This window comes from Thalassotalea euphylliae, assembly GCF_003390395.1.
Classification (GTDB): Bacteria; Pseudomonadota; Gammaproteobacteria; order Enterobacterales; family Alteromonadaceae; genus Thalassotalea_F; species Thalassotalea_F euphylliae_C.
This window is the reverse complement of the sequence record NZ_QUOV01000001.1, coordinates 1848248-1873628: the sequence shown is the minus strand read 5'-3', so window position 1 is coordinate 1873628 and position 25381 is coordinate 1848248. Positions and strand designations below refer to the sequence as shown.

20 protein-coding genes are annotated in these 25381 nt (G+C 42.2%); 6 read left to right on the top strand and 14 right to left on the bottom strand.

Annotation, left to right across the window (positions count from 1 at the left end; translation table 11 throughout):
* Positions 1–25: 25 nt before the first annotated feature.
* Both DXX92_RS08290 and DXX92_RS08285 read right to left on the bottom strand, forming a co-directional pair.
* The gene (locus DXX92_RS08290) at positions 26–2260 is read right to left on the bottom strand and encodes a TonB-dependent receptor (protein ID WP_181901722.1); all 2235 of its coding nucleotides are present in this window, start codon (positions 2258–2260) and stop codon (positions 26–28) included.
* 394 nt (positions 2261–2654) lie between these two features.
* Positions 2655–4469: a winged helix-turn-helix domain-containing protein gene (locus DXX92_RS08285; RefSeq protein WP_116000025.1), complete on the bottom strand. Its 1815-nt coding sequence runs from the start codon at positions 4467–4469 to the stop codon at positions 2655–2657.
* Between the two features lie 131 nt (positions 4470–4600).
* On the opposite strand from DXX92_RS08285, the gene DXX92_RS08280 reads away from it, so the two are divergent.
* The gene (locus tag DXX92_RS08280) at positions 4601–6157 is read left to right on the top strand and encodes an amidohydrolase family protein (RefSeq protein ID WP_116000024.1); all 1557 of its coding nucleotides are present in this window, start codon (positions 4601–4603) and stop codon (positions 6155–6157) included.
* A gap of 302 nt (positions 6158–6459) precedes the next feature.
* On the opposite strand, the gene DXX92_RS08275 is transcribed toward DXX92_RS08280, so the two are convergent.
* Together DXX92_RS08275 and DXX92_RS08270 are read right to left on the bottom strand one after the other, a co-directional pair.
* Complete coding sequence (locus DXX92_RS08275) at positions 6460–7326, bottom strand: AraC family transcriptional regulator (RefSeq protein ID WP_116000023.1); 867 nt, start codon at positions 7324–7326, stop codon at positions 6460–6462.
* A 386-nt stretch (positions 7327–7712) separates the two neighbouring features.
* Positions 7713–9752: an alkyl/aryl-sulfatase gene (locus tag DXX92_RS08270; RefSeq protein ID WP_245961433.1), complete on the bottom strand. Its 2040-nt coding sequence runs from the start codon at positions 9750–9752 to the stop codon at positions 7713–7715.
* Positions 9753–9861: 109 nt separating this feature from the next.
* Here DXX92_RS08270 and DXX92_RS08265 point away from each other — a divergent pair, with 109 nt between their 5' ends.
* Entirely contained in the window at positions 9862–10557 is a 696-nt protein-coding gene (locus tag DXX92_RS08265; protein ID WP_116000022.1) for a Crp/Fnr family transcriptional regulator, read from the top strand.
* A 39-nt stretch (positions 10558–10596) separates the two neighbouring features.
* On the opposite strand, the gene DXX92_RS08260 is transcribed toward DXX92_RS08265, so the two are convergent.
* Both DXX92_RS08260 and DXX92_RS08255 read right to left on the bottom strand, forming a co-directional pair.
* Complete coding sequence (locus DXX92_RS08260) at positions 10597–10962, bottom strand: DUF1496 domain-containing protein (protein ID WP_181901721.1); 366 nt, start codon at positions 10960–10962, stop codon at positions 10597–10599.
* Positions 10963–11201: 239 nt separating this feature from the next.
* Positions 11202–11468 carry a hypothetical protein gene (locus DXX92_RS08255; RefSeq protein WP_116000020.1) on the bottom strand — a complete coding sequence of 89 codons (267 nt, stop codon included), beginning with the start codon at positions 11466–11468 and terminating at the stop codon, positions 11202–11204.
* Positions 11469–11539: 71 nt separating this feature from the next.
* Between DXX92_RS08255 and DXX92_RS08250 the strand changes: the two genes are divergently transcribed.
* The 4 genes from DXX92_RS08250 to DXX92_RS08235 all read left to right on the top strand — a co-directional run bounded on the left by DXX92_RS08250 (position 11540) and on the right by DXX92_RS08235 (position 15343).
* A complete protein-coding gene (locus DXX92_RS08250) occupies positions 11540–11968 on the top strand; it encodes a VOC family protein (protein ID WP_116000019.1) in 429 nt (142 codons plus the stop codon).
* A gap of 65 nt (positions 11969–12033) precedes the next feature.
* Positions 12034–12450 carry a DUF1801 domain-containing protein gene (locus DXX92_RS08245; protein WP_116000018.1) on the top strand — a complete coding sequence of 139 codons (417 nt, stop codon included), beginning with the start codon at positions 12034–12036 and terminating at the stop codon, positions 12448–12450.
* Positions 12451–12676: 226 nt separating this feature from the next.
* Complete coding sequence (locus DXX92_RS08240) at positions 12677–14923, top strand: M6 family metalloprotease domain-containing protein (RefSeq protein WP_116000017.1); 2247 nt, start codon at positions 12677–12679, stop codon at positions 14921–14923.
* A gap of 210 nt (positions 14924–15133) precedes the next feature.
* Entirely contained in the window at positions 15134–15343 is a 210-nt protein-coding gene (locus tag DXX92_RS08235) for a hypothetical protein (RefSeq protein WP_116000016.1), read from the top strand.
* 53 nt (positions 15344–15396) lie between these two features.
* On the opposite strand, the gene lapB is transcribed toward DXX92_RS08235, so the two are convergent.
* The 8 genes from lapB to gyrA form a co-directional block, all read right to left on the bottom strand.
* A complete protein-coding gene (lapB, locus tag DXX92_RS08230; RefSeq protein ID WP_116000015.1) occupies positions 15397–16566 on the bottom strand; it encodes a lipopolysaccharide assembly protein LapB in 1170 nt (389 codons plus the stop codon).
* Positions 16567–16574: 8 nt separating this feature from the next.
* Positions 16575–16769, bottom strand: a complete 195-nt coding sequence (locus tag DXX92_RS19405; protein ID WP_428977359.1) for a lipopolysaccharide assembly protein LapA domain-containing protein — start codon at positions 16767–16769, stop codon at positions 16575–16577.
* A 173-nt stretch (positions 16770–16942) separates the two neighbouring features.
* On the bottom strand, positions 16943–17230 hold the full coding sequence (gene ihfB / locus DXX92_RS08220) for an integration host factor subunit beta (protein WP_116000013.1): 288 nt from the start codon (positions 17228–17230) through the stop codon (positions 16943–16945).
* A gap of 100 nt (positions 17231–17330) precedes the next feature.
* Positions 17331–18995 carry a 30S ribosomal protein S1 gene (rpsA, locus tag DXX92_RS08215; protein WP_116000012.1) on the bottom strand — a complete coding sequence of 555 codons (1665 nt, stop codon included), beginning with the start codon at positions 18993–18995 and terminating at the stop codon, positions 17331–17333.
* A gap of 88 nt (positions 18996–19083) precedes the next feature.
* On the bottom strand, positions 19084–19779 hold the full coding sequence (gene cmk / locus DXX92_RS08210; protein ID WP_116000011.1) for a (d)CMP kinase: 696 nt from the start codon (positions 19777–19779) through the stop codon (positions 19084–19086).
* A 220-nt stretch (positions 19780–19999) separates the two neighbouring features.
* Complete coding sequence (gene aroA, locus DXX92_RS08205; protein WP_116000010.1) at positions 20000–21280, bottom strand: 3-phosphoshikimate 1-carboxyvinyltransferase; 1281 nt, start codon at positions 21278–21280, stop codon at positions 20000–20002.
* 49 nt (positions 21281–21329) lie between these two features.
* Complete coding sequence (serC, locus tag DXX92_RS08200) at positions 21330–22421, bottom strand: 3-phosphoserine/phosphohydroxythreonine transaminase (RefSeq protein WP_116000009.1); 1092 nt, start codon at positions 22419–22421, stop codon at positions 21330–21332.
* 102 nt (positions 22422–22523) lie between these two features.
* Positions 22524–25259 (bottom strand): DNA topoisomerase (ATP-hydrolyzing) subunit A, encoded by a 2736-nt coding sequence (gyrA, locus tag DXX92_RS08195; RefSeq protein WP_116000008.1) that lies wholly within the window; start codon positions 25257–25259, stop codon positions 22524–22526.
* Positions 25260–25381: the final 122 nt, after the last annotated feature.

The window sequence follows — 25381 nt, the reverse complement described above, 5'->3', positions numbered from 1 at the left end:
CTGTTTTACGCTCTTAAGCGTGAGCTTAGAATGTTGATGAGTAGCGTAAACCGAACTCGCTTGCATCGTTACTCATGATCACTAGGATGTAATCACCTGTGTTTAGGCGTGCATCTTCGTAACGCTCGTCAAAAATGTTGCGACCGTAAAGTGAGATATCCCAGTCAGCACCTGCTGGCGCGTACTTAATATCAAAGTTAACCGTTGTACGACTTTCAATTTCAGTCATGCGACGTGCATCTGAAGTTGGCTCACCGTACATTTCGTCACGGTATGAAATGTCCATGCGCGAAGTAATTAACGCACCATTTTCAAGCGTAAACTCGTAAGACGGGCTAATTGATGCCGTTAAGTCTGGTGTTAATGGCGCAACTGGCTTAATGCCGTTTTGCTCATCTACATCAACATCCATAAAACCAAAGCTCGTGTGTAGCGTGAAGTTATCAGTTACTGAGTAAGTACTTTCAAATTCAATACCGCGAGAGGTTTGTTCAACAATCAAGTTGTTCGTGTCAAAACCAGAGTCTGTTGCTGTATTTACTTGGTATGGTAAATCTTCATACTCAGTATTGAAGAATGCAACGCTCATGCTGAAATCAGGTGTTAGCTGACCTTTGAAACCCGTTTCGTAGTTAATCGCGCTGATGTTGTCACTTGCTAAGAAGTCATTGTTCGCTTGAACTGCTGCTGCGGCTTGTTCTTGATTGTCAAAACCACCTTCAGCGAAAAACTGACCAATTAAGAAGTATGGACGTGCTGGGTACTGGCCTGATTGGTAACCTGTTTGGATAGTACCGTACCAGTTTAAACCATTGTCAAATGTGTAGTTCGCCGCTAATTCCCAAGAGAATTCATCCCAATCGCGTTCTGAGAATACAGTACCCACAGGGTCAAATACGTTTGCAGATGCTTCTTTTTCGTCTTCAGTGTAACGAATACCACCAGTAACACGTAATTCATCTGTCCAGTCGTAACCAACGTTCAAGAATACTGCTTTACTTGTAGTTTTTTGGTCTAACTCAAGTTTAGTTGGGCCACCGTTAAAGCTTGCTTCTGCAGCATCTTGACGGTTGCTACCTTCTTCTTCGAACCAGTATAAACCAGTCACGAAATCGACATCGCCAACATAGCCGTTGAATTGTAATTCAACAGAGGTTTGGTCTGCTTCACCACGCTCTGGGAAGTGATCTAGTGCGACAATAGTACCGTCATCATCAAGACCCGCTTTGTACTCAGAAGAACGCTTACTGAAAATTAGCTTAGAGCCTAACTCGTCAGTAATGTTGTAATCAGCCGTTAATGAGAAACCGTCAGCTTCATTGCTCACTTCTGACGTTTCAATAGTGCCAGTTGCGTTGTCGTAACGATCAGTCGCTACATCAGAGTTACGCAGACCACTTTGGTAGTAACGGCCGTTTGGTAGTTCATCAATTAACGTAGTGTAAGGACGAGTACCACCTTCACCGTCATTCATATCAGCAGTTAACGTGAATGATAAATCTTCATTTACTGTGTATTTCGCAGAGAAACGACCGTAGTATTCACGGTTTTCACCAACATCATACTTAGCATCAGGTAGGTTGATGAATTCACCTAAGCCACCGCGACGGTTGTAACCAAGGTTAAAGTTAATCGCTAAGTTGTCAGTAATTGCTTGGTTGGTAAATACGCTTGCTTTAACGCGACCACGTGTGCCAACTTCTGAGCTAAATTTGGTGATTGCTTCTTCGTCTGGCTGTTTAGTGATGATGTTAATTGCACCACCAATTGAGTTACGACCGTATAAAGTACCTTGAGGACCGCGTAATACTTCAATACGCTCGATGTTTTGAAGGTTCCAGTTTTGACCAACTTGGCGACCTAAGTAAACACCATCAACGTAAACACTTACACCTGGGTCTGTGGTGATCAAGTGATCTTGCAAGCCGATACCACGAATAAACGGGTTAGCAGATGAGTTATGACCTGCAGAGAAGCCAGTAATGTTTAGGTTTGGAACAAATTTACCAACATCGGTGATGTCGCTAATACCTTGAGAGGCTAATGCATCGCCAGAGAAAGCACTGATGGCAATTGGTACTTCATAAATAACCTGAGAGCGTTTGGTCGCTGTCACGGTAATTGATTCAATATTTGAATCAGTATCAGCTTCTTCCGCTAGTACAGGAGTAGCAGCAAATCCGGCTACGGCTAATGCAATTGCGGCTGAAATAGGGTTTAAAGTACGACGCAGATTTAATGGCGACTTAGTGGTGTTCATGTTTGTCCTCAATAAAAAAATTGTTGTGTTTTTTCGTGAGGTTTTAACTCTTCCTGTTGAGTACCAACCTTGATGAATGCAGCAACTCAATTCATCAACTCGACTTTATAATTTCAGCTCATAAAAATTATGCGCGCGCAAAACCGCCGACTGCATAAGCAGATGGGCGAGAAATAAATAAAATGAGTTAATTGAAATGCACAGCATTGCTGCTATTCGATTGGGCGGGCATGATACAACAAAACTTTAGAGACACAAAGCTGAATTTGAAATATTTCTGTCATATTTTTGCAATGTGGCTGTTTAAACTCAAACTTGTATTAGTAAATTTTTTCCTAAATACAGTTGGTTCAATTATAAATTTAGAACCCCGTCTTACCGCCGCACGCAGACATCAATTTATTTCACACTGCGTATGTTGCCAAATACAACGTTGAATATTATTTAGCTTAGCCAACCAGCTTTTTGCACTGTTATTCGAGCCAGCAAGTGTTGGATAGCGCTCAATTGAAAACATATTGTCATTAAAATCAGGCAACCAGCCATTATTCAGTAACTTGTTGAGCAAATCGACATTGTTAGCATCATCGCCATTTAACTCATTCCAAAGTAGCTGTTGCTCAATACTAAGCGTAGATTCTTGCTCAAACGCTAGTAGCCGCTCGTAGGCGTCTTGATACAAACGCCTTTTTTCTGTCGCTTCATATAGCCTAGCAAGCAATAAATATTGCCCTATATTTTCGTTTGTCACCTGCTTGAGTGCGACTATTTCTGGGAAGTGCTTTTTAAATAACGTTAATGCTTTTTCAGCATGATTAAGCTGAACTAAAGCGAATAAATATGGCATCACAAAATGATTTTGCTCAGGCGCCAGTTGATAGCGCTGCTGCAAATAAGCAAGCGCCTCGTTTGGTTTTTGATAATACAAAGCCAATGATGCCTTTACATAAAATAAAAAGTGTTGCGGCACGCTATTAACATCATCAAACCGATCAAAAATCTCTGTTGCTAACGCCCCTTGATTTACGCTTAACAAGAACAAAATGTGGCTAAGTTTGTGTGCAGGATATTTTTTAACGTAGCTTTCTTGATGTTGCCTGTACCAATTTAAATAATGTGCAGCTCGCGATTGATTCAATGGGTAAAAATCTAGCTCATACAGTGCTTTGTGCTTAAAGTAAGGGGAAATTACAACGCTGCGTTCAAAGTACTTTCGCGCATTAGTTAAATCTCTGTTGTTTAAATAAGCATATGCTAGCCCGCGCAGCACAATAGGATCATTCGGTGCAAGCTTAAATGCGCTTTGATGAGCCGCAAGCGCGTCAGTTACCTGATTTTGATTGCGTTTCAGGCGACCATACCAATGCCAAGTCATGGCGTCATTACGGTTTATTGCCAAAGACTGCTCGAACAAGGCTTCCGCTTGGCTGGTTTGGCCTTGCTCAAAATGCTGGCGAGCCACAGAAGCCAATACTTGTGCATTATTGGGAGCATGAGCAAATGCTTTTTCTAACAAGGGTTGGCACAAGGTGTCTCGCTCAATCTCAGTAACACTGCCATATATCGCTAACATTCGATAACTATTACACAAGCCGTTAAGTGCTTCGGCATTCTTTCTGTCTTGCTCAATGACCTCTAAATAAATTTGTTTAGCTTGTTCTAGTTGTGCGACATCTTGCTGAGAGAGTAAGTGATTTGCTAACGTAAATTGCTCAAAATATTGCGATGAGTCAGCCTCTCTTTTCGGACTATAACTCTGAATATTGATGGCGATGAACAACGCAGCCACAACCAACAATGTGCAAATGCCGAGCAACCAGTTCTTATTGTGGCTAGCAGTGTTCTGTGAATCAGGCGTTAAGTCTAACGTGCCTGACTCATCGACATAGACTTCAATCGCGATATCTGGCGCAATTCGATAGCCCTGCCCTGAAATGCGCTCAATGTATTGTTGGTGTTGGTCGTCCGCACTAAGCACTTTACGTAACTGAGCAATACCTTGGTAAACCGAACTATCTGCGACTACACGCTGCGGCCATACTTTTTCAATTAGTGCGTCTAACCCAATAGGTTGATGTTTGTGTTCAACAAGCACCAGCAGAAGTTGCATTAACTTGGGCGTAATGGAGAGTTTTTGCTCGGTATTCTCGAGTGTTAGTTGATTTAACCTTGGTGAAACACGCCAATTCCCAAGCTGAAAAGATTCCATTGATGACCACTTAAACAACTGAATAGTATTGCTTTTTAATTATTTTAGAAAAATTTTAGACAATTATTATAGATAACTTAGATACAGAATTCTCTCCTTTATTAAGGTCATGCCTTTAACAGGAGAATTTCATGAAAAAACAAGTTTTAGGCTATGGATTATTAGCGTGTTTTTATTGCTCAGCCTTTTTTAGCGTAGCCAATACTGCCTCAGCCAATATAAGCTCAACCAGTTTGCCTGACGTTGATTTGGTAATTGAAGGTACAACAATAATCTCACCTATTGATAAGCATCAAATAAGTGTCAAAGCCAATCATTGGGTTGCAATTGAAGGAAATCGCATTAGCCAAATAGGTAGTTTAACAAAGCCGCCAACAGCAAAATTAGTGATTGATGGTAGTGATCAATACCTTATCCCGGGGTTAACCGATAGCCATGTGCACTTAAAAACCATGCCGGGGATAGATTTTTTGGATGCCAATGCTGCGCATATGCAGTCCGCTTTTCTTGCCAGACAAGGCACTAATTATTTGTATTATGGCGTTACGCAAGTTATCGACCCGTCAAATACTAAAGACGGTATTAAGCGGTTTCATGAAAGTGGTTTAACACCCGATGCATTTTTCTGTGGTGCTATGCCTGTATTTAATGGCTATAACGCTCAAGGCATTCTTCATAAACATCTACATCATGAGCGTCCATACTACCTAGCCCAAGACACAGATCCTAAAACGACCGAGGCGATAACTCATGCGCATCAAGCCAAACAAAGCTTATTAAGATTAAAAAACGACGGCGCTGTGTGTGCAAAAGTGTATATTGAAAACGGCTTTGATTTGGCTGACAACATACCAATGGTAAGTGAAGAGACATTAAATGAGCTTACACAGTACGCAAAAACACTCAACTTACCAACCATGGCACATGCCAATGCAACCGATATGCAGGATATTGCGGCAAACGCCGAGATTTCAGTGATGGGGCATGGTTTATGGAATTGGTTAGAAGAGCAAGAGTTATCAAATGAAGCAGTACTTCCCCCTAAAGTCAGTAGTGTTCTTACCAAAATTCTTAACCAAGATATCGCCTATCAGCCGACATTAAATGTTATCAGATCATTGACGGATCTAATGGTTGAAGACCATATCGACCAAACTGAATACAAAACCGTATTACCTCCGTGGCAAATAACTTGGTATCAATCAAACGCAGGCCAATGGTTTAATGTTGAGATGCACAAAGATTGGGGCAAGCCACCTGTCGAACTGATCATCGAGCGATTCAGTGCCAAGCAAACCAACGGCCAGCGAGTCCTCAAGTATTTATATGACCATGATGCAACCATTTTGCTGGGGTCTGATACACCACCGGCACCGACTTTTGCTTCTCAACCTGGGCTAGCAACCAATTGGGAATTAGCCGATATGCACAAGGCAGGTGTTGATTTAAAAGGTATTTTGGCGGCTGCGACGATAAATAATGCCAACCTGTATAATTTATCGCAGGATTATGGCACCGTTGAAAAAGGCAAACGTGCAAACCTATTGCTGTTAAACAGTAATCCGCTTAAAACTGTTAATGCCTACGACGATATCGATAAGATTATTCTCAGAGGACAAGTGTTCGACCGAGACACTCTGCATATTAATAAGCTTGAGCAACGTGCACCTGCTGACCAGTCCCCTTAATAATCATGCCGCCAAGCTGTGTTATATAAAGTAATTCCACTTGGTAACGCACATAAAAACTAAAGGCCACATAATCTAGTGGCCTTTAGTTGGCCATGAGATGATTGACCTAAAGTAAATTGAGGCTAATGAAAACAAAGTAATTTAAGGCTCAACAATATTAAACGACAAAAAAAGACAGCAAGACATTTTTGAAATATTTCTGTCATATTTTTGAGCTTTTTTAACAAAATTAGCTATCTCTCGCTTGGCGATCCGCGCAGTTACTTCGTGATACACGAGAAAACACGCTAAGCATTACGCTAGAGAATCGGCAAATAAACATCCGTCGTCATTTCATGCTCAGCAACTTCTGGAAAAAAACTCACTCTCTCAAGAAAAATAGGAAAATCACGCAGTTCATATTCAGATGCTTCTAACCAATTAGCGTATAAATAATCAATGGCTGTTCCTAACGTATCTTCAGATCCTACATGTCGTATTTTCGCACATTTCCCAGCAGGTATTTCCTTGCCGACCACGCCTTGTTCATTGGCCTGAATGTCAGTGTCTACTTGGCAGCAAACATCAAATCTATAAGCTTCGGGAGACGTAATTCGTGAGTCGTCATAAACTAAATTAAAAGTTTTACTCTTGCTTGGCGGTAGTCTTTTAAGCTTTCGCCATTCGATAAAGCGCTGAATAGTTGCCCCCAATAAATTTGGCGAACCACGATGTTCTATGACAGCAATCTTAGTTTTGGGGAAATCGACGATATCTACTTGAAATGCTTGTTGATTTTTCACAATTTTATTCCTCAGCGTTAATATAGGTTCATATTGAGTTTGCCAAAGATCCCAATTAGGCGTTTTCCTAAACTGGGACGGGCGCATATCAAAGTGCTTTTTGAACGCCCGAGAAAATGCTTCATGACTCTCATAGCCATTCGCCAACGCAACATCTAACACATTCTTATCATCGCGATAAGCCAATTGATAAGCGGCTCGTTTTAATCGTAATAGCCGAGCAAGCGATATCACCGACATGCCAAAATATGCAGAACACTGTCGATGAAAGTGAAATTTCGACAAATGTACCAAATGGCAAAGTTTATCGATATCGATATCGGTATCAAGATTTGCTTCGATATAGCGCACGACTTCAATAAAACGATGTTGATGGTTAGACATAGTACTTTTCTCTCTTTGACGCTGACATACTAAATCTCGCTGGCAAGTAATTCTTGACCGAAATTGCGCTTTACCAAGTTTATTCGCGCTATTTTTTTAGGGGGAAACAGCTTAAAGCCAAATGACGCGATAACATACTTATTTCCAGACAAAAAATACAGAGATAAGTTGTAAAAGCGACAAGTAGCCTAAGGTGGGAAGGCATTTGTATTGAAAAGGGTATGTATTAAAATGCTTTGGCTAACTAAAAAATTAGAGCTGAAATTATCAGCTCTAATTTATAAGCATTAACTAACCAAATGTTATTGAAATGTTGGGTTAATGGTTAAATAAAGGTTTCACAGTTAATCTAGAACCAGCAGCCTAGAACTGACAACGTAGAACTGTTATGGTTCAACAATATTAAACGGCTCTTTTTGTTTGTCGAGCATGGCTAAAAAACTCACCAAATCAATTGTACTTCCCTCAATGCTTAGCTCGTCTGAACCCGCTAAATCTAACAAGCTAGCTTCGCCCAAGACAATGTCCATAAACAGCGAATGACTAATACTAATTTGCGCGTTCACCTCAAACTCTAACATCTCTTGTTCATCATAAGGGCGATGATGCAATACCGAATTTTCAAGCCAGAGCACATGCTTTTCGTTGCGATCGGTTAGTTCGAAAACAAAGCTTAGTACTTCACCCCGCGCATCTTCAGCATTTAATGTCGCCGCCATCGCATCAAAAAATCTAGGAACGGGTGCATGTTCAAGCAGGTCTCGCATCATGGATAAACTGATAACATTTGTGCTTTTACCTTGAGTAAGCTCCTGTGCGGCACTTAAATAAGAGTCACGCCAAGGTGCTGATTCTGCTTGATATGCCAACTGTCGATAAGCTTCTGCAAGTAAACTTTTTGCATCACGATTTCCGCTGGCAAATACCAGATGATTAAGTAATTCAGCCGCCCAGCGATACTCTCCGTTCTCTATGGCTTGTTTGCCTAATGTTAATACAGAATCTTCGCCGCCCATGGCTGCAATATATTTTTGTGCACTTGCTTTAGGTGGCAGTGGATTTAGGTTGGCTGGGTTGCCATCGTACCATCCGTAGTAAGCTTGATAGACAGCTTTAGCATTATGGTTAACCGTGCCATAGTAGCCTCGATTAGAAAATGATTGCGCAAGCGATGGTGGCAAAGCTAATTCTTCAGCAATTTCACTTGGAGTGTAACCCTTATAGCTTAAGCGCAGTGTTTGATCGTGAATATACTTGTAAATATCTCGCTGACCACGCAAAAATTGGTCGATTGCCTCACTGCCCCAAATTGGCCAATGATGACTGCCAAAATACACTTCGGCATGACCAAATAGTCTGCGAGCATCTTCAATATGATTACTCCAAGAAAGCGCATCTCTCACTTTCGCTCCACGCAAGGTATACAGGTTGTGCATATGACGAGAGACTAATTCTGCGCCAGCAAACGCTTTGTGCTGAGGTAAGTAGAAAGTAAGCTCTGCGGGCGCTTCTGAGTTCGGCGTGTATTGAAATTGAAATTCCACCCCATCAATCGTTAACGTTTGCCCTGTTTGGTCGATTAACTGATTTGGCGGAACCACGCCCATGCGCCCAAATACCGAACCTTTACCTAGGCCAGAATCGACTTTACCTGTAGCACTTTTTGCTAAATTACGACCATACATATAACCCGCACGACGCGCCATGGTAACACCAGCAAGAATATTCTCTGATGTCGCTTCCGCCATAAAATGTTTAGGCGCGATCACAGGAATATTTGGCTCTTGTTCCGGATTGATAATTGCCAGTGCACCGCCAAAGTGATCAATATGGCTATGGGTAACAATTAAGCCCGTGACTTTTATCTCACCAAGGTGTTTTTGCGCCATTGCCATCGCCGCTTGTGCAGACTCAAAGGCAGTTAACGGGTCAACAATAATCCAACCAGTATGCCCTTGGATCAGCGACATATTGGCAATATCATAGCCGCGAATTTGGTAAATCCCTTCCGTGACTTTATAGAGTCCATGCATACCGTTAAGTTTGGCTTGCCGCCATAAACTAGGATTAACTGAATCTGGCGCTTCACCATGTACAAAGTCATAGTCGCTTGTTTGCCAAAGCACTTCACCACTGTCACTTTTGATCATTAACTGCGGATCTCGGGCAATTAAACCACGTTCTGCTTGCTGAAAATCAGTCACATCGTCAAAAGGCAAACTTTCAAGCACTGCTTCGTTATGCTTTTGGGTATATGAGCTTGCAGCTTGCTCGCCAGAGCCAGAGCTATCGCAGCCACTTGCTAGTGACGCAAGTAACAATGTGATAGGAAAGAATGTCACAGGAAATAATCTCTTACGCATTAAGGGTATTGCCTCAACAGCTCGCCAATTTGGGGTAAATTCAAGTGCCTTCCGCTTTATCATGCTTATTCCTAGTTAATTTTGCAGGTAATCCAAGATATGCGACTTGTTATAGCAGGTGTACTGACTTATAAATGTTAACTAGTTTACATTTTCATGACGTGATCAAGTGATGAACCTTAAAGCTAGAAACAGGCCTGATGTGCAGCTCATGATGGGCTCCCTGCCTGAGCGCACCTTAAGTCAGCTTGCGTCAGTGCAATTACGACAATGCTTTAGTGATGGCGAAGTGATTCATCAACGTGGTGAAAGCGGAGATGGACTGAGCATCATACTTTCTGGTGCAGTAAAAATGGGTAACTATGGTCGAGATGGCCGATATTTTCTTAGCAAACTGTTGTTCCCGGGAGAGAGCTTTGGTGAATTTGTCGTTTTTGCGAATCTACCTCGTACCCATACGGCAGAGGCGGTGGGCGAAACAGAGCTAGGCTATATCTCCGTTGAAAAGCTCAATAAGGTATTACTACAATTCCCCAACATTGCTTATGATTTGCTGGTGTCTCTGTCAACGCGACTGCATCAAAGTTTAGAAGCAATTGACGACCTTAAACGCTTACCGCTAGCAGCAAGACTGGCTAAGCTATTACTGATTATGGCCAGCGAAACCAATAACACTAATGCCGTTGCGATATCGCAAGAACAAATTGCCGCACAGCTGGGTGTTAGTCGAATATCGGTTTCCAAAAGTCTTAAGCAACTAACCGAGCTAGGATTTGTTCAACCTGGTTATCAAACCATACATATTTTAAATGCTAAAAACTTAGCTAAGTGGCTTGAAAAGCAAAGTCAAACGTTGTCGCTTTCCTAAAGCGCTCCGGTAGCAAGTCGAATAATTAACAGTGCGTAACTACTCTTGCGACTTTTCAGCAAACTCTTTTACTCTTCGCAAATAACGAATTAATCGCGCCTCTTCGCGATTAATTGGCTCTGCGCCAATATAGGTGGATTCACGCTCAAGTTGTTGTTGAGTCTCTATATTCTGTTTAAACAGTGCCAGTTCAGATTCGGACAACTGTTGCCAAATACCATTGCGATCGGAGGCTTGCCCACACTTTCTGGGCAAGGATTCAAGTACTAAAATGGAGCCAAGTGAGTAGTATTTATTGTCATAAATGCAGCCGAGAATTTTTCCACGATCCATCACTAAGTGCCAAGGGAAGTTATTATCACTTAAATTTACGCCGTCTTTTGCCTCAACAAATTCTGTCGCCAATGAGGTATTACAATAACTACTAACCCATAAGGCGAATAACACTGCTTTTAAATTTCCAAAGCAAAAGTTAATACTGGAGCGGGTAGAAAAAGTAGAAAGGTAGTAACTCAAACGGCTTTTAAAATCACAATTTAGTAAATTCAATACAGTCGTCCTTAACAGTTTGATAAACAATCAGTTTACTATTGTAGATAGCTTTGCGCTTAGATAGCAATCAGTCATTATTTTTGCAGTGTGATTTACACTTCATTGATAACCACTTCGACTGCTAGCTCCATACCATCAACCGTCCACCGCTTGGCCAGTTGATTATATATCACTCGTGCGATTAGCTCTTTGGTGGAATTATCACTGTAGGTAACAATCATAGTGCACATATGATTGTGCTCTTGCTTAAAATTGGGAATATCAACCGTCACTGGTTCAACCGTTTTCAGATTGGGGGCGCGCCTTTTATGCCAGTCGCGAGCAAGTATTTTGAAGTTATAGTTCAGGTTATTGAGCATTCGTTTCCTATACTTTATGTAAACTAATAGTGCATTAATTTCTTGTTGCTAATGATGGTTTTGGAGTTGCTATGAACGCCAGTCTAACCCATATTGCCTTACATGTTGCAAACTTAGATGCCTGTATTGATTTTTATCAACGCTACGCTGGACTCAGTATAGTGCGTGATCGTCGACCACATGGGCCAGACGGCAAGCGCATTGTTTGGTTAGCAGAGCCAAGTAAAGCGAATGAGTTTATTATTGTGGTGTTGCCCGGTGGACCGGAAAAAGCCCAACAGGAAAACGACTTTTCACACTTAGGTTTTGCCCTAGCCAGCAAAGCAGAAGTCGATAACATTGCCGAACAAGCCAGCGCGGAAGGTATTTTAGTGTGGCCGTGCAAACAAGAACCCTACCCTGTTGGTTACTATTGCGGGATTAAAGATCCCGATGGCAATTTTGTAGAATTTAGTTACGGTCAGCCACTCGGCCCCGGCGCAAAACAAGAAAATTTATAGCAGTTACTGATAACAACAAAGGCAACAATACAGGCAGCAATATTAGACATAACAAGGAAGGATAAATGGCCTTAAAAACGCAAGAAAATGATGCGGATGTTAAAACCTTTATAGAAAGTGTAGGACACCCTCAAAAAGTTACCGATGGCTTAGCGCTACTTGAATTGATGACTACGCTGACGGGCAAGCCTGCCAAAATGTGGGGCAATAGTATTGTCGGCTTTAGCAAATATACCTATCAAAATACCAGTTCAGGCGGAACATGGCCGATAACTGGCTTTTCGCCACGTAAAACAGCACTCAGTGTTTATATAATGCCAGGATTCGATGAGTTTTCAGAAGAACTTGCACGCCTAGGTAAACATAAACTGGGCAAGTCTTGTTTATATATCAATAAGCTGGCAGACATTGACCCCGATGTGCTCAAAACCATTATCAGAAAATCTATCCGAATGATGGAGCAGCGCTACCCGTGCGAATAGCAGCCTATGCTTAGGTTTATGCTCAGGTTTACTAACGCGCCCTCAATCTAAAAAATGTTAAACATCGGTTATACGACTACAATGGTAAATGTGCTGTGCAACTCGGCAAACCCTAATGTCATATATTGATTTATTACTCTAGAAAATAACAGTCGTTGGAGAGTCCATATTTAACAAAATCTAAGTTTGCCACTATTTATTAGATGACACTTTCAGGGAGATTGTTATGAGTCTAATTAAAGGTGAAGTTTTAGTTTTTCCTCAACGCAATGGTTCAGATGTGTCGCTTATTGTTAACGGCGACGAATTTTATGCACGCTATACCACCCTCGACGGTTACACAACCGTTTATGACGAACAGCTCGGCCTGTTTTGCTATGCGCAAGTCCATCAAGGTACGTTTACCTCATCCCGTCGACCGATAAGAAAGCAACCGTTAGAAAATATGCAACGGCAGTTACATGAAGCTGCAGAGGTTCAACAAGAAAAACACAATGTCAGGTTAACTCAAATACGACCTATCGAAAATGATCTAACATTCCAAACTTTTGGCCCTAAGCAAGGGCTATTAACAGGCCGTCAGGTAAATACGGGCAATGTTCGAGGGTTAACTATATTAGTTGAATTTAAGGATGAAACGACTCAAATAACAGGTGATCAAGTCGATGCGATGTTAAATGACCTTAACTTCTCTGCGCATGGTAACTTCTGCTCAGTACGTCGATATTATCAGCTAATGTCTTCTAATAAGCTTGATTACACTAACGATGTCATCGGTCCAATCAAGCTCAGTAAAAACAAATCTTTTTATGTCAATAATTTGTTAGTACAAGAAGCGTTGAATGTGGCGATTAGGGATCATGGCGTAGATTTATCAAACTATGATTCTCGTGGCGATGGTATCGTCGACGCGCTAAGTTTTATGTATGCTGGCCGCACAGAATACCGAAATTGGTTATGGCCTCATAATTCGGTTATCCAGTTGCAACAAGGTAATACCCGTACGCACTTCTATACGATTCAAAGTTTAGGTCGACGAGCCGTCGATTTAAGCATAGGCACATTTGCCCATGAAAGTGGACATATGCTATGTCGATTCCCAGATTTATATGACTATGGCAGCCGCGATGGCGACAATCGTAACAGCAGTGGTTTAGGCCGCTATTGCATGATGAGCTCTGGCAACCATCTTGGTCGCGGTAAAGTTCCAGCGCCAATTTGCGCTTACTTACGCTATTTAACAGGTTGGATAGACACCGAAATAGATCTTGCCTCGCCAGGTGAGTACCAAATTAGCCATGGCGAATATAACAAAGCGTATATTTATCATACCGAGCACGACAATGAGTTTTTCTTAGTAGAAAACCGCCAAGACTTAGACCTAGATCGCCATCTACCTTCCAAAGGTTTAGCGGTTTACCACTGTGATCGCAATGGCTCAAATGAATGGCAAGACGGCACCGAAAGCCGCCATTATCAATGTGCTTTATTGCAAGCGGATGGAAGACGTGATCTAGAACGCAATGAGGATGCCGGTGATGCGGACGATCTTTACGATACCAATATGGATGGCGAGTTCCTTTCGGCCAAAACCAATCCTTCAACGCTGCAATGGGATGGCACTGAATCTGGGCTAGTAATCTCAGATATCCAGCTATTAGCGAGAGAAATAAAAATCAGAACTGGCGATCAAATTATTCCGACCGGCGAAACGGTAATGTTTAAGCATAAAACAAGCCCTGACTTGCTAATACCAGATAATAATAAAACTGGCATTATCGACGCTATTACCGTTCCCAAGCGAGGAAAAGTTGTCTCGTTGCAGCTTAGCGTTAATATTTCTCATACCTATCGCGGCGATTTGGAAGTGGAGCTGAAATCTCCTGCGGGTACATCTGTTACGCTGCATAGCGGTCAAGGCGGTCAATTAGATAACCTAAACCTTTTACTTAACTCTAACGATAGCAGCTCGCCACTGACAGCCTTTAAGCAAGAGGCAGTTCAAGGGCAATGGCAACTCACTGTCCGGGATTTACTAACAGACGATCAGGGGCGACTCGATGACTGGACGTTGGAAATAGCATATATACCGACCGAGCAAACCATTAAGGTAGAAAATAATCCTAATCTGGCGATACCAGACAATAGTCGTGTAGGTATTCAAGATGTCATTCGTATTGACGCTCAAGGCGAGATTGCAGACGTATCTGTTGCTGTCGATATCAACCATAGCTATCGTGGCGATCTAATGATCCAGCTTGTAGCGCCATCTGGTGAGATTGTGGTATTGAAAAATGTCGAAAGTGACGCTCGATCCAATGTCAAGTTTATCTATACTCCAGAGTCAACGCCAACACTTAACAACCTAATAGGTAGCGAAATTAAAGGCGATTGGATATTACAAGTACGTGATTTATGGTCTGAAGATCAAGGTATATTGAACACTTGGTCGCTAGAGATTAAATATGAATAAGGTAAACTGTTGATTGCTTGGTAACTGAGGTTATATGGATTTAGGACTAGTCAAAAGCAATAAATTACCGCTTACTATTAAGTTACCTATACCTTCGTCGCTTGCAGTATTATCGATGATAAGCGGCGAACTAATTCATAAGTGAGCAGTCCTAATAGCAAAGAAAAGTCACTAACCAATATATTTTTAACATCGCACCTTAGGATAACTATGTCGAAAATTATTATTACCTTAATGTTAACGCTTCTAACCCTTGGTTGTAGTAATAAACAGCTTTATGAGCTTGGCCAAGGTTACCAAAAAAGTGAATGCATTAATAACGCCCAATCAGGCGATGAATATCAGGCTTGTCATCAAGCAAAAAAGCCTTATCAAGAATATAAAAAAGAACGAAAATCGATTATAGATAAAAAAGCTTGAACAAAGGCAGTTTCAAGATAAGCTGATGTTCACTAATAGTGATTGCACATCAACTACTCGCCTTCTAGACCCCTAACAGGCTTTAATTGCTCCCAATCATGGCATGATGGACACGACCAATAGTGTGTGCTGCTGTTAAAGCCACAAGAGCGACAACTGTATCTTGGACGCATCTTTAAGTACGCCGATACAAGCTCCTTGATCACATCCAAACTTTCACTTTGATTTTCAGACGGTTCATTGGCAAGTTGTAACTTAACGAAATGCTTAAAACCTCGAATGGTAGGTCTGCGCTTTAGGCCAGCTAATAAAAACTCCGCGGCTTTGTCCGCGCCATATTTCGTTGACAGGAACTCTAGGTATTTAATCAATGTGCTCGTCGTGCCTGTTTCATCGTACACTTGCTTAATAAAGCTGTAGAAGGCTTCTTCGTCATCCAATGCTCGATAACAGCTATGCATTTTTTCGATAACTTCAGGGAAAAAGTCTTTGTCTTGCTTATAAATAGCACGATAACACTTAGCAGCTTGCTCGTATTGCTTATGCTCTTCATAAACACCGGCTAAATGCCAATTAGCGCGACATGATTTAGCATCGCACACCAATGCCTGCTCTAATAACTCAATAACCGCGATAAACTCACCTTGTTTTTGTGCCTCAAGTGCTTGTTCGCAATAGAAGTTAGCTAGGTTATGAAGTAGTTGTTTGTCTTTGAGTTTAAAAATAGTTTTTTTAAGCGCAATGCCCTGCTGCCAATCCTTAGTAGATTGGTAAATTTGCATTAAATAACCTAAAGACTTTAACTGATAGGGTTTTGCCTTGAGCAACTTATGAAACATATGTTCAGCACGGTCGTACAAACCTGCTGTTAAAAAATCTTTTGCTAGCTCAAATATTGCTTGCTGTTTTGCTTTGGTTGGCAAATTGCCATTGCGTACTAGGTGTTCGTGTACTTTAAGTGCTCGGTCGAGCTCACCGCGCTTGCGAAAAAGGTTTGCCATTGCAAAATGCGCTTCAACGGTATCGTCTTCTACTTTGAGCGCCTCAATCAAATAATCGATAGCTTTATCTTGCTGATTCGATAATAGGTAATTCAAACCTGTTGAGTATTTAATGGATAAATCTTGCTTAGCATTTTGATCTTTTTGCTTAATGCTATTGCGCCCCATAAACCATCCATATCCCATGGCAACAGGCAACAATAGAAACAACAACTCAAGCATAGGATTTCTTAGCCTTTATTTTGTTTACGCTTGAGTGGCTTAAGCAAATTTATAAGAAACATAAATACCAAGCCGAAAAGAAATCCTAAGCCAGCAAATATACTTACCGCCATTGCGACTGGCATCGTTGCCTTAGCAATGAAATAGTTTAACGTGATTAGCTGATCATTTTGACTACCAAAAGCGAAAGCGACTAGCAGCAATACAACCAGTACAAAAATAGTGAAATATAACTTCAAACTAACATCCAATGATTATTGTCCAATTCAACGTAATGAAAATACCATTAAATCAATCAGAATTGGGAAATATTTAAAAAATCAAAGACAAAAAAAACGGCATGCGAAAGCATGCCGTTTTTTATAATTTTTCGCAACTAAGCAAAGGAAGCATTTACGCGTTCACGTAATTCTTTACCCGGCTTAAAGTGCGGTACATATTTACCGGAAAGCTCTACTGCTTCACCAGTCTTAGGGTTACGACCAGTACGTGGTGCACGATAGTGTAGAGAAAAACTACCAAACCCTCGAATCTCAATACGCTCTCCTTTCGATAAAGATTGCGCCATCAATTCCAGAATTTCTTTGATAGCAGATTCAACATCTTTAGCTGGAATGTGAGTTAAACTTTCCGCTAATTTTTCAATGAGTTCTGACTTGGTCATTAGACCTCCCAGTTGTCATTCAGCATCACGCTAATGCAGTTAACAATCAAGGAGGTGGCTAGTAAATAGCAACACCTCCTCACCTTAAGCGCTAAAGAAATTAACCTTTAGCGTTTTTGAATGCTTCTGCCATAGCGTTAGTGAAACCAGCATCGTCTGCTTGGTTCAAGTTGTCCATCGCTTGACGCTCTTCAGCTTGATCTTTCGCTTTGATAGATAAGCTAATTGTGCGGTTCTTACGATCAACGCCCATGAACTTAGTTTCAACTTCGTCGCCTACTGATAATTCAGTTGTTGCATCTTCGATGCGGTCACGAGAAATGTCAGAAACACGTAGGTAGCCTTCAACACCTTCAGCTAATTCAATCTTAGCGCCTTTAGCGTCAACTTCAACTACTTTACCAGTTACAATAGCACCTTTTTTGTTATCTGTCAGATACATATTGAACGGATCGTCTTCAGCTTGCTTAACACCTAGAGAGATACGCTCACGCTCTGGGTCAACCTGAAGTACAACAGCAGTGATTTCGTCACCTTTCTTGTATTCACGAACAGCTTCTTCACCGCCGTTCCATGAAATGTCAGATAAGTGAACAAGACCGTCGATGCCACCGTCAAGACCGATGAAGATACCGAAGTCAGTGATTGACTTGATCTTACCAGTAACTTTGTCACCTTTGTTGAAGTTCTTAGCGAACTCTTCCCAAGGGTTTGGTACACATTGCTTAAGACCTAGAGAAATACGACGACGTTCTTCGTCAATTTCTAATACTAGTACTTCAACTGTGTCACCTAAGTTAACAACTTTAGATGGGTGGATGTTTTTGTTTGTCCAATCCATTTCAGAAACGTGAACAAGACCTTCAACGCCTTCTTGGATTTCAACGAAACAACCGTAGTCAGTTAAGTTAGTTACGCGGCCAGAAAGCTTAGAACCTTCTGGGTAACGGTTAGCAATTGCTACCCATGGATCTTCGCCTAACTGCTTCATACCTAGAGATACACGTGTACGCTCACGGTCGAACTTAAGAACTTTAACTTGAATCTCGTCACCAACGTTAACGATTTCGCTTGGGTGCTTAACACGCTTCCAAGCCATGTCAGTGATGTGAAGAAGACCGTCGATACCACCTAAGTCTACGAATGCACCGTAGTCTGTAAGGTTCTTAACGATACCTTTAACTTCTTGACCTTCTTGTAGTGATTCTAGTAACTCGTCACGTTCTACGCTGCTTTCTGATTCGATAACAGCACGACGAGAAACAACAACGTTATTACGCTTCTGGTCAAGCTTAATAACTTTAAATTCTAGGTCTTTACCTTCTAGGTGAGCTGTATCGCGGACTGGGCGAACGTCAACTAGAGAACCTGGTAAGAATGCACGAATGTTGCTTACTTCAACAGTGAAACCACCTTTAACTTTACCGTTGATAACGCCGATAACAGTTTCTTTTTCTTCGTAAGCTTTTTCAAGCACTTGCCATGCTTCGTGGCGTTTTGCTTTTTCACGAGAAAGTACAGTTTCACCGAAACCGTCATCTGTCGCATCTAAAGCAACGTCAACTTCTGAACCTACTTCAATTTCTACTTCACCAGCAGAGTTTTTGAATTGGTCGATAGAAATTACTGACTCAGACTTAAGACCAGCGTCAACAATAACGTTGTCTTTTTCGATTTTTACAACAGTACCCTTGATAATTGAACCAGGGCGCGTTTCGATCTCTTTTAAACTTTCTTCAAAAAGTTGTGCAAAATTTTCAGTCATACCTGTATATGAACTCGTATAAATAATCCAATCAACATCAGTGTTTCATGGGGTTGTTAAAAATACTTTGTGTGTCCTTACCCAAAGTTTAAATGGTTTCCGTTTGCGTTAATTTTTCATTGGCAAATGAAAGGATTTTGCTGACTACTTCATCAATAGAAAGTTCAGTAGAATCAATAATTAACGCACCTTCTGCCGGTACAAGCGGAGCAACCGCACGGTTTTGATCTCGCTCGTCACGCTGACGTATGTCATCCAAAAGGCGCCCGATTTTAACATCAAAGCCCTTTTCCTTCAACTGCTTAAATCTTCGCTCAGCACGCTCTTCCGCGCTCGCGGTTAAGAAAACTTTTACTGGCGCGTCAGTAAATACCACAGTGCCCATGTCGCGACCATCAGCGACTAAACCAGGTTCAACACGGAATGCTCTTTGACGACGCAATAGCGCTTCGCGAATACGCGGAAATGCCGCTACCTTTGACGCGAGTGCGCCAACTTCTTCAGTACGAATGCTGTTAGATACGTCTTCGCCTTCGAGAATGACTTTACTTTCGCCATCATCGGTAATTTCAAATTGCACATCTAAATGTGCTGCAATAGGAATTAACGGCTCTTCTTCTTCAACTTCAATGTTGTGATGCAGCAAAGCCACAGCTAACACGCGGTAAATCGCGCCACTGTCTAAAAGTTGCCAGCCCAATTGGTTTGCTACTAATCGTGAAACAGTGCCTTTACCAGCACCGCTTGGGCCATCAATCGTGATTACGGGAATGCTTTCTTGCATACATTTTATCTCCTAATGTCGCAAATCGGGCGCATTATACGGGAAATGCTAGGGAAAAGCGTTCAAAAATTTGTTTTTTAATATTTCTTGAGCTTTCGCTAGCGCGCCGATTTATTTTTTAGCTTTACTTAGAAGGCTTGTTGCCTGACTAGTTCAACTTTTAATGCACCTATAGTGCAAAAGTTGATCTAGATCAGGTTCAACAAGATACTTGGTAGGGTTATTTTGAAACCTGAGCTAATTTATCGAAGTAATCAGGGAAGGTTTTTGCTGTACACTTAGGGTCGTTAATTGTCACTGGGGTGTCACTTAGCGCCACCAGCGAGAAACACATCGCGACGCGGTGATCGTTGTAGGTATCAATAGCAGCGTGTGTTAGCGACTCCGGCGGTGTAACTGAGATGTAATCTTCACCCTCTTCCACTACTGCCCCTACTTTACGTAGCTCAGTCGCCATTGCCGATAAGCGATCGGTTTCTTTGACTCGCCAGTTATAGATATTGCGAATACTCGTCGTACCTTTGGCAAATAAAGCAGCTGTTGCGATTGTCATTGCCGCATCTGGAATATGGTTCATGTCCATATCAACTGCCGTTAATGATCTGCCTTTAACCGTGATTGACTCTTCTTGCCAAATCACTTCAGCGCCCATTTTCTCCAGCACATCAGCAAAATGCTTGTCACCTTGAACACTTGAGGTACCTACGCCATGGACAGTAATTTCACCGCCTTTAACCGCCCCCGCCGCTAAGAAGTAAGAAGCAGACGATGCGTCACCTTCGACCATGTAGCGTTCACGTGCTTGATAGCTTTGCTGACCTTTGACAATGAATGATTGATAGTTTTGATTTTCAACGTCAACACCGAATTTGGCCATAATATCAAGCGTGATATCAATGTAAGGTTTAGACACTAACTCACCTTCAATTTCGATATTTGTATCAGTTGGTAATAACGGTGCAATCATCAGAATTGCCGTTAAGAACTGACTTGAAATTGAACCGTCAATGGTTACACGATCGCCACCTAGGGTTTTACCTTTGATTTTTAATGGCGGGTAATTTGTGTTTTCTAGATATTCAATATCGGCATTTAATTGGTTGAGTGAATCAACTAAGTGGCCAATTGGGCGCTCTTTCATGCGCGGCTCACCCGTTAATACGAATTCACCTTCACTCGCCGCTAATGCTGCACATAGTGGACGCATCGCCGTGCCCGCGTTACCTAGGTATAGCTCAAGTGGCGCTTCCGCTTTGAAAAAGCCACCGTTACCAGCCACGATGCATTCAGTGCCGCAATCGCTTAATTGGTATTCAATGCCTAAGCTCGTGAGTGCATTGAGCATATGCTCAATATCTTCACTCACTAATAAGTTAGTAATCTTCGTCGTGCCTTTTGCCAATGCGGCAATTAATAGGGCGCGGTTTGAAAGGCTCTTAGAGCCCGGTAAAAATACTTCACCGTCAATTTTGTTGATCGGTTGTAGTGTTAATTGTTCCACTATAGAACTTCCTTCAATCTCTTTAATCACTTTGATTTAGTGACTCTATTTAGTTCAATTTATTACGGTCAGCGAAATCCGTCATAAAGTCTACTAATGCTTGTACGCCTGCCAATGGCATGGCGTTATAAATACTAGCGCGCATACCGCCAACACTGCGATGGCCTTTTAATGCCAATAAACCCGTTTGCTCAGCCTCTGCCAGGAAGGCATCATTTAGCGATTCATCTGCTAACCAAAATGGCACATTCATTAACGAGCGATACTGGCTATCAATGTTATTGACATAGAAGTCATTGCTATCAATATAGTCGTAAAGCAACGCCGCTTTTTCTCTATTTACTTGCTCGATAGCTTTAACACCGCCAAGCTTGGTTAACCATTCAAACACTAAGCCCGCTAAATACCAGGCAAAGGTTGGTGGTGTGTTATACATTGAATCATTGTTAGCAGCGAATTCGTAATTAAGTACAGATGGCGTAGTTAATCTGGCATTACCTAATAAGTCTTCACGAACAATGACGATGGTTAGACCGGACGGGCCAATATTTTTTTGCGCACCGGCGTAAATTAAACCAAAGCGGCTAACATCGATTTCGCGCGACATGATTGTTGACGACATATCGGCAACCAGCGGAATATCACCCGTTTCTGGAATATCGAAGATTTCAATGCCATCCACAGTTTCGTTCGGACAGTAATGCACGTAAGCTGCATCTTTAGACAATACCCAATCAGCTGGTGCTAGCACCGTTTGACTGTCACCTGTCTTAGTGACAACTTCAATGGTATTAATTTCACCGTAATTAGCGGCTTCTTTGGCTGCAGCTTTTGACCAAGAGCCTGAAATCACGTAATCCGCTTTTCCGCTCTCAGGTAATAAATTGTGTGGTACCGCCGAAAATTGACCACGACCACCGCCATGCATAAATAGCACTTTATAGTTAGTAGGGATGTTCATTAGTGATCTGAGATCTGCTTCGGCTTTGGCAGCGAGCTGCATAAAGGCTTTACTGCGATGGCTGAGCTCCATCACTGAGCAGCCATTATTTTGCCAATCGGTAAATTCAGTCTGTGCCTTTGACATCACTGGCGTTGGTAACATCGCTGGTCCTGCACAAAAATTATAGGTTGCAGACATTCTCAAAACTTCCTTCTAACTATTTAATAACTATCATTTTCTCTAGCGAAAAAAAATGGGCGGATAAGCCGCCCATTTTTCCTTTATCTTATACCTTGGGCGTTAGGCGTCGGGATCGCTATACGACTCGCCATCGAGGTTTTCAGCTGAGCTTTCAGCGTCAGACGCTGGTGCTGCTTCGCTTGCCGCAACGGTTTCGCCTTCAGCTAATTCACCTTCAACAATGTCGCCGTCAACTAACTCTTCGGTTTCGATTTCATCGATACGTTGAAGTGCAACCACATGCTCATCTTCTGCGGTACGAATTAAACGAACACCTTGCGTGTTACGGCCAATAACACTCACTTCGTTAACACGCGTACGTACTAGTGTGCCGCTGTCAGTGATCATCATGATTTCGTCGTTATCTTCAACTTGAACTGCACCAACGACTTTACCGTTACGCTCGCTCACTTTGATTGATACAACACCTTTGGTTGCACGGCTCTTCGCCGGGTATTCAGCTAGCTCTGTACGCTTACCGTAACCATTTTCAGTAACGGTTAAGACCGCGCCACCATTTTTCGGTACGATAAGTGATACCACTTTCTGACCATCTTCAAGGTTAATGCCACGAACACCGGTTGCGGTACGACCCATAGGACGAAGTGCTAACAACTCTTCACCGGTTTCCGGATCAAGCTTGACTTCACCAGTTTCGCTATCGCGCTGTTTCTCGTTAAAGCGAACTACTTTACCTTCATCAGAGAACAGCATGATATCGTTCGAGCCATCGGTAATATCAACACCAATCAGCGTATCATCATCACGTAGGTTCAAGGCGATAATACCGTTAGCACGTTGGTTAGAGTATGCCGTTAATGGCGTTTTCTTCACCGTACCAGACGCAGTCGCCATGATAATGTATTTGTCTTCTTCGTACTCACGCACTGGTAAAATTGCTGTGATACGTTCATCGCTCTCTAGTGGTAGTAAGTTAACAATTGGACGACCACGAGCCGTGCGACTCGCCAGTGGCAATTGATAAACCTTCAACCAGTAAAGTTTACCGCGGTTTGAGAAACACAAAATAGTATCGTGGGTATTGGCCACCAATAAGCGCTCGATGAAGTCTTCTTCTTTCATCTTAGTGGCCGCTTTGCCTTTACCACCACGGCGCTGTGCTTCGTAATCTGTTAGTGCTTGGTACTTCACATAACCTTCGTGAGAAAGCGTTACAACAACGTCTTCTTCGTTAATCAAGTCTTCAAGTGAAATATCATGCGAAGCACTGGTAATTTCTGTGCGGCGCTCATCACCAAACTCATCGCGAATCGCTTCTAGCTCTTCTTTGATCACTTCCATCAAACGCGCTGGCGAGTTAAGAATGTGCAGTAGTTCAGCAATTAAGTCTAATAACTCTTTGTACTCGTTTAGAATCTTTTCGTGTTCCATGCCAGAAAGCTTGTACAACTGTAAATCTACAATTGCTTTAGCCTGCTCTGGTGTTAGGTAGTAAAGACCATCGCGAATACCGTATTGCGGCTCTAACCACTCAGGGCGAGCTGCATCTGAGCCAGCCGCTTCAAGCATGCCAGCAACATTACCTAATGCCCAACCTTGCGAAACTAGTTTTTCTTCAGCTTCTCTGCGGTTAGCTGAGCTTTTCACTAGCTCGATAACTGGGTCGATGTTAGCAAGCGCAATTGATAAGCCTTCTAAGATATGGGCTCTGTCACGTGCTTTGCGTAATTCGAAAATCGTACGACGAGTCACTACTTCACGACGGTGAAGTAAGAAAGCTTCAAGCATTTCTTTTAGGTTAAATAATTTCGGTTGGCCGTCAGTTAGTGCCACCATATTTAAACCAAAAGACACTTGCATTTGGGTTAGCTTGTACAAGTTGTTTAGAACAACCTCACCGACGTCACCGCGCTTAACTTCGATGACCATACGCATACCGTCTTTATCAGACTCATCGCGCAGTGCTGAAATACCTTCTAAGCGTTTTTCTTTAACCAGCTCGGCCATTTTTTCAATCAAGCGAGCTTTGTTAACTTGGTAAGGTAATTCGTGAACGACAATGGTTTCTTTACCCGATTTGTCGTCAACTTCAATTTCAGCGCGAGCACGGATCTTTATTTTACCGCGACCCGTTTTGTACGCTTCAATAATACCCGCTTTACCACTGATAATGCCCGCCGTTGGGAAATCAGGGCCTGGGATGTATTCAAGCAAGTCATCAATCGTCAGCTCACTGTTATCAATTAAGGCTAAACAACCGTTAATGACTTCCGTTAAGTTATGCGGCGGAATATTCGTCGCCATACCAACGGCAATACCTGAGGTACCATTAACTAACAAGTTAGGAATGCGGGTTGGCATCACTTCTGGAATTTGCTCGGTGCCATCGTAGTTTGGCACAAAATCAACGGTTTCTTTCTCTAAGTCAGCAAGAATAGAATGCGAGATCTTATTCATGCGAATTTCGGTATAACGCATTGCCGCCGCTGAATCACCATCAACTGAACCGAAGTTACCTTGACCGTCAACTAGCATGTAGCGCATTGAGAAGTCTTGCGCCAAACGAACGATTGTGTCGTATACCGCAGTGTCACCGTGTGGGTGGTATTTACCGATTACATCACCAACAACACGTGCTGATTTTTTGTAAGGTTTGTTCCAATCATTACCCAGTACGTTCATGGCGTATAGTACGCGTCTGTGCACAGGCTTTAGACCGTCGCGTACATCAGGTAACGCACGGCCCACGATTACACTCATCGCGTAATCGAGGTAAGAGCTTTTTAGCTCGTCTTCAATATTGACTGGGAGAATTTCTTTTGCCAGATCGGACATAAATCGATGGTATCCCTATTTAATACAGAAATTTTCGAAATTATTATTTTAATTTAAGGTCAGCATACTACCACAAAAAAAGGGGATGCCATAACGCTTTGTAGCGGTTAGTTTTGCATATT

Coding starts and splice junctions, on each gene's coding strand:
- DXX92_RS08270 (WP_245961433.1), bottom strand. CDS start 9,752: ATGATAAAGCGGAAGGCACTTGAATTTACCCCAAATTGGCGAGCTGTT.
- DXX92_RS08250 (WP_116000019.1), top strand. CDS start 11,540: ATGAACGCCAGTCTAACCCATATTGCCTTACATGTTGCAAACTTAGAT.
- DXX92_RS08235 (WP_116000016.1), top strand. CDS start 15,134: ATGTCGAAAATTATTATTACCTTAATGTTAACGCTTCTAACCCTTGGT.
- cmk (WP_116000011.1), bottom strand. CDS start 19,779: ATGCAAGAAAGCATTCCCGTAATCACGATTGATGGCCCAAGCGGTGCT.
- DXX92_RS08280 (WP_116000024.1), top strand. CDS start 4,601: ATGAAAAAACAAGTTTTAGGCTATGGATTATTAGCGTGTTTTTATTGC.
- DXX92_RS08255 (WP_116000020.1), bottom strand. CDS start 11,468: ATGCTCAATAACCTGAACTATAACTTCAAAATACTTGCTCGCGACTGG.
- lapB (WP_116000015.1), bottom strand. CDS start 16,566: ATGCTTGAGTTGTTGTTTCTATTGTTGCCTGTTGCCATGGGATATGGA.
- ihfB (WP_116000013.1), bottom strand. CDS start 17,230: ATGACCAAGTCAGAACTCATTGAAAAATTAGCGGAAAGTTTAACTCAC.
- DXX92_RS08275 (WP_116000023.1), bottom strand. CDS start 7,326: ATGTCTAACCATCAACATCGTTTTATTGAAGTCGTGCGCTATATCGAA.
- DXX92_RS08285 (WP_116000025.1), bottom strand. CDS start 4,469: ATGGAATCTTTTCAGCTTGGGAATTGGCGTGTTTCACCAAGGTTAAAT.
- DXX92_RS08290 (WP_181901722.1), bottom strand. CDS start 2,260: ATGAACACCACTAAGTCGCCATTAAATCTGCGTCGTACTTTAAACCCT.
- serC (WP_116000009.1), bottom strand. CDS start 22,421: ATGTCTGCAACCTATAATTTTTGTGCAGGACCAGCGATGTTACCAACG.
- DXX92_RS08245 (WP_116000018.1), top strand. CDS start 12,034: ATGGCCTTAAAAACGCAAGAAAATGATGCGGATGTTAAAACCTTTATA.
- DXX92_RS08240 (WP_116000017.1), top strand. CDS start 12,677: ATGAGTCTAATTAAAGGTGAAGTTTTAGTTTTTCCTCAACGCAATGGT.
- gyrA (WP_116000008.1), bottom strand. CDS start 25,259: ATGTCCGATCTGGCAAAAGAAATTCTCCCAGTCAATATTGAAGACGAG.
- DXX92_RS08265 (WP_116000022.1), top strand. CDS start 9,862: ATGAACCTTAAAGCTAGAAACAGGCCTGATGTGCAGCTCATGATGGGC.
- rpsA (WP_116000012.1), bottom strand. CDS start 18,995: ATGACTGAAAATTTTGCACAACTTTTTGAAGAAAGTTTAAAAGAGATC.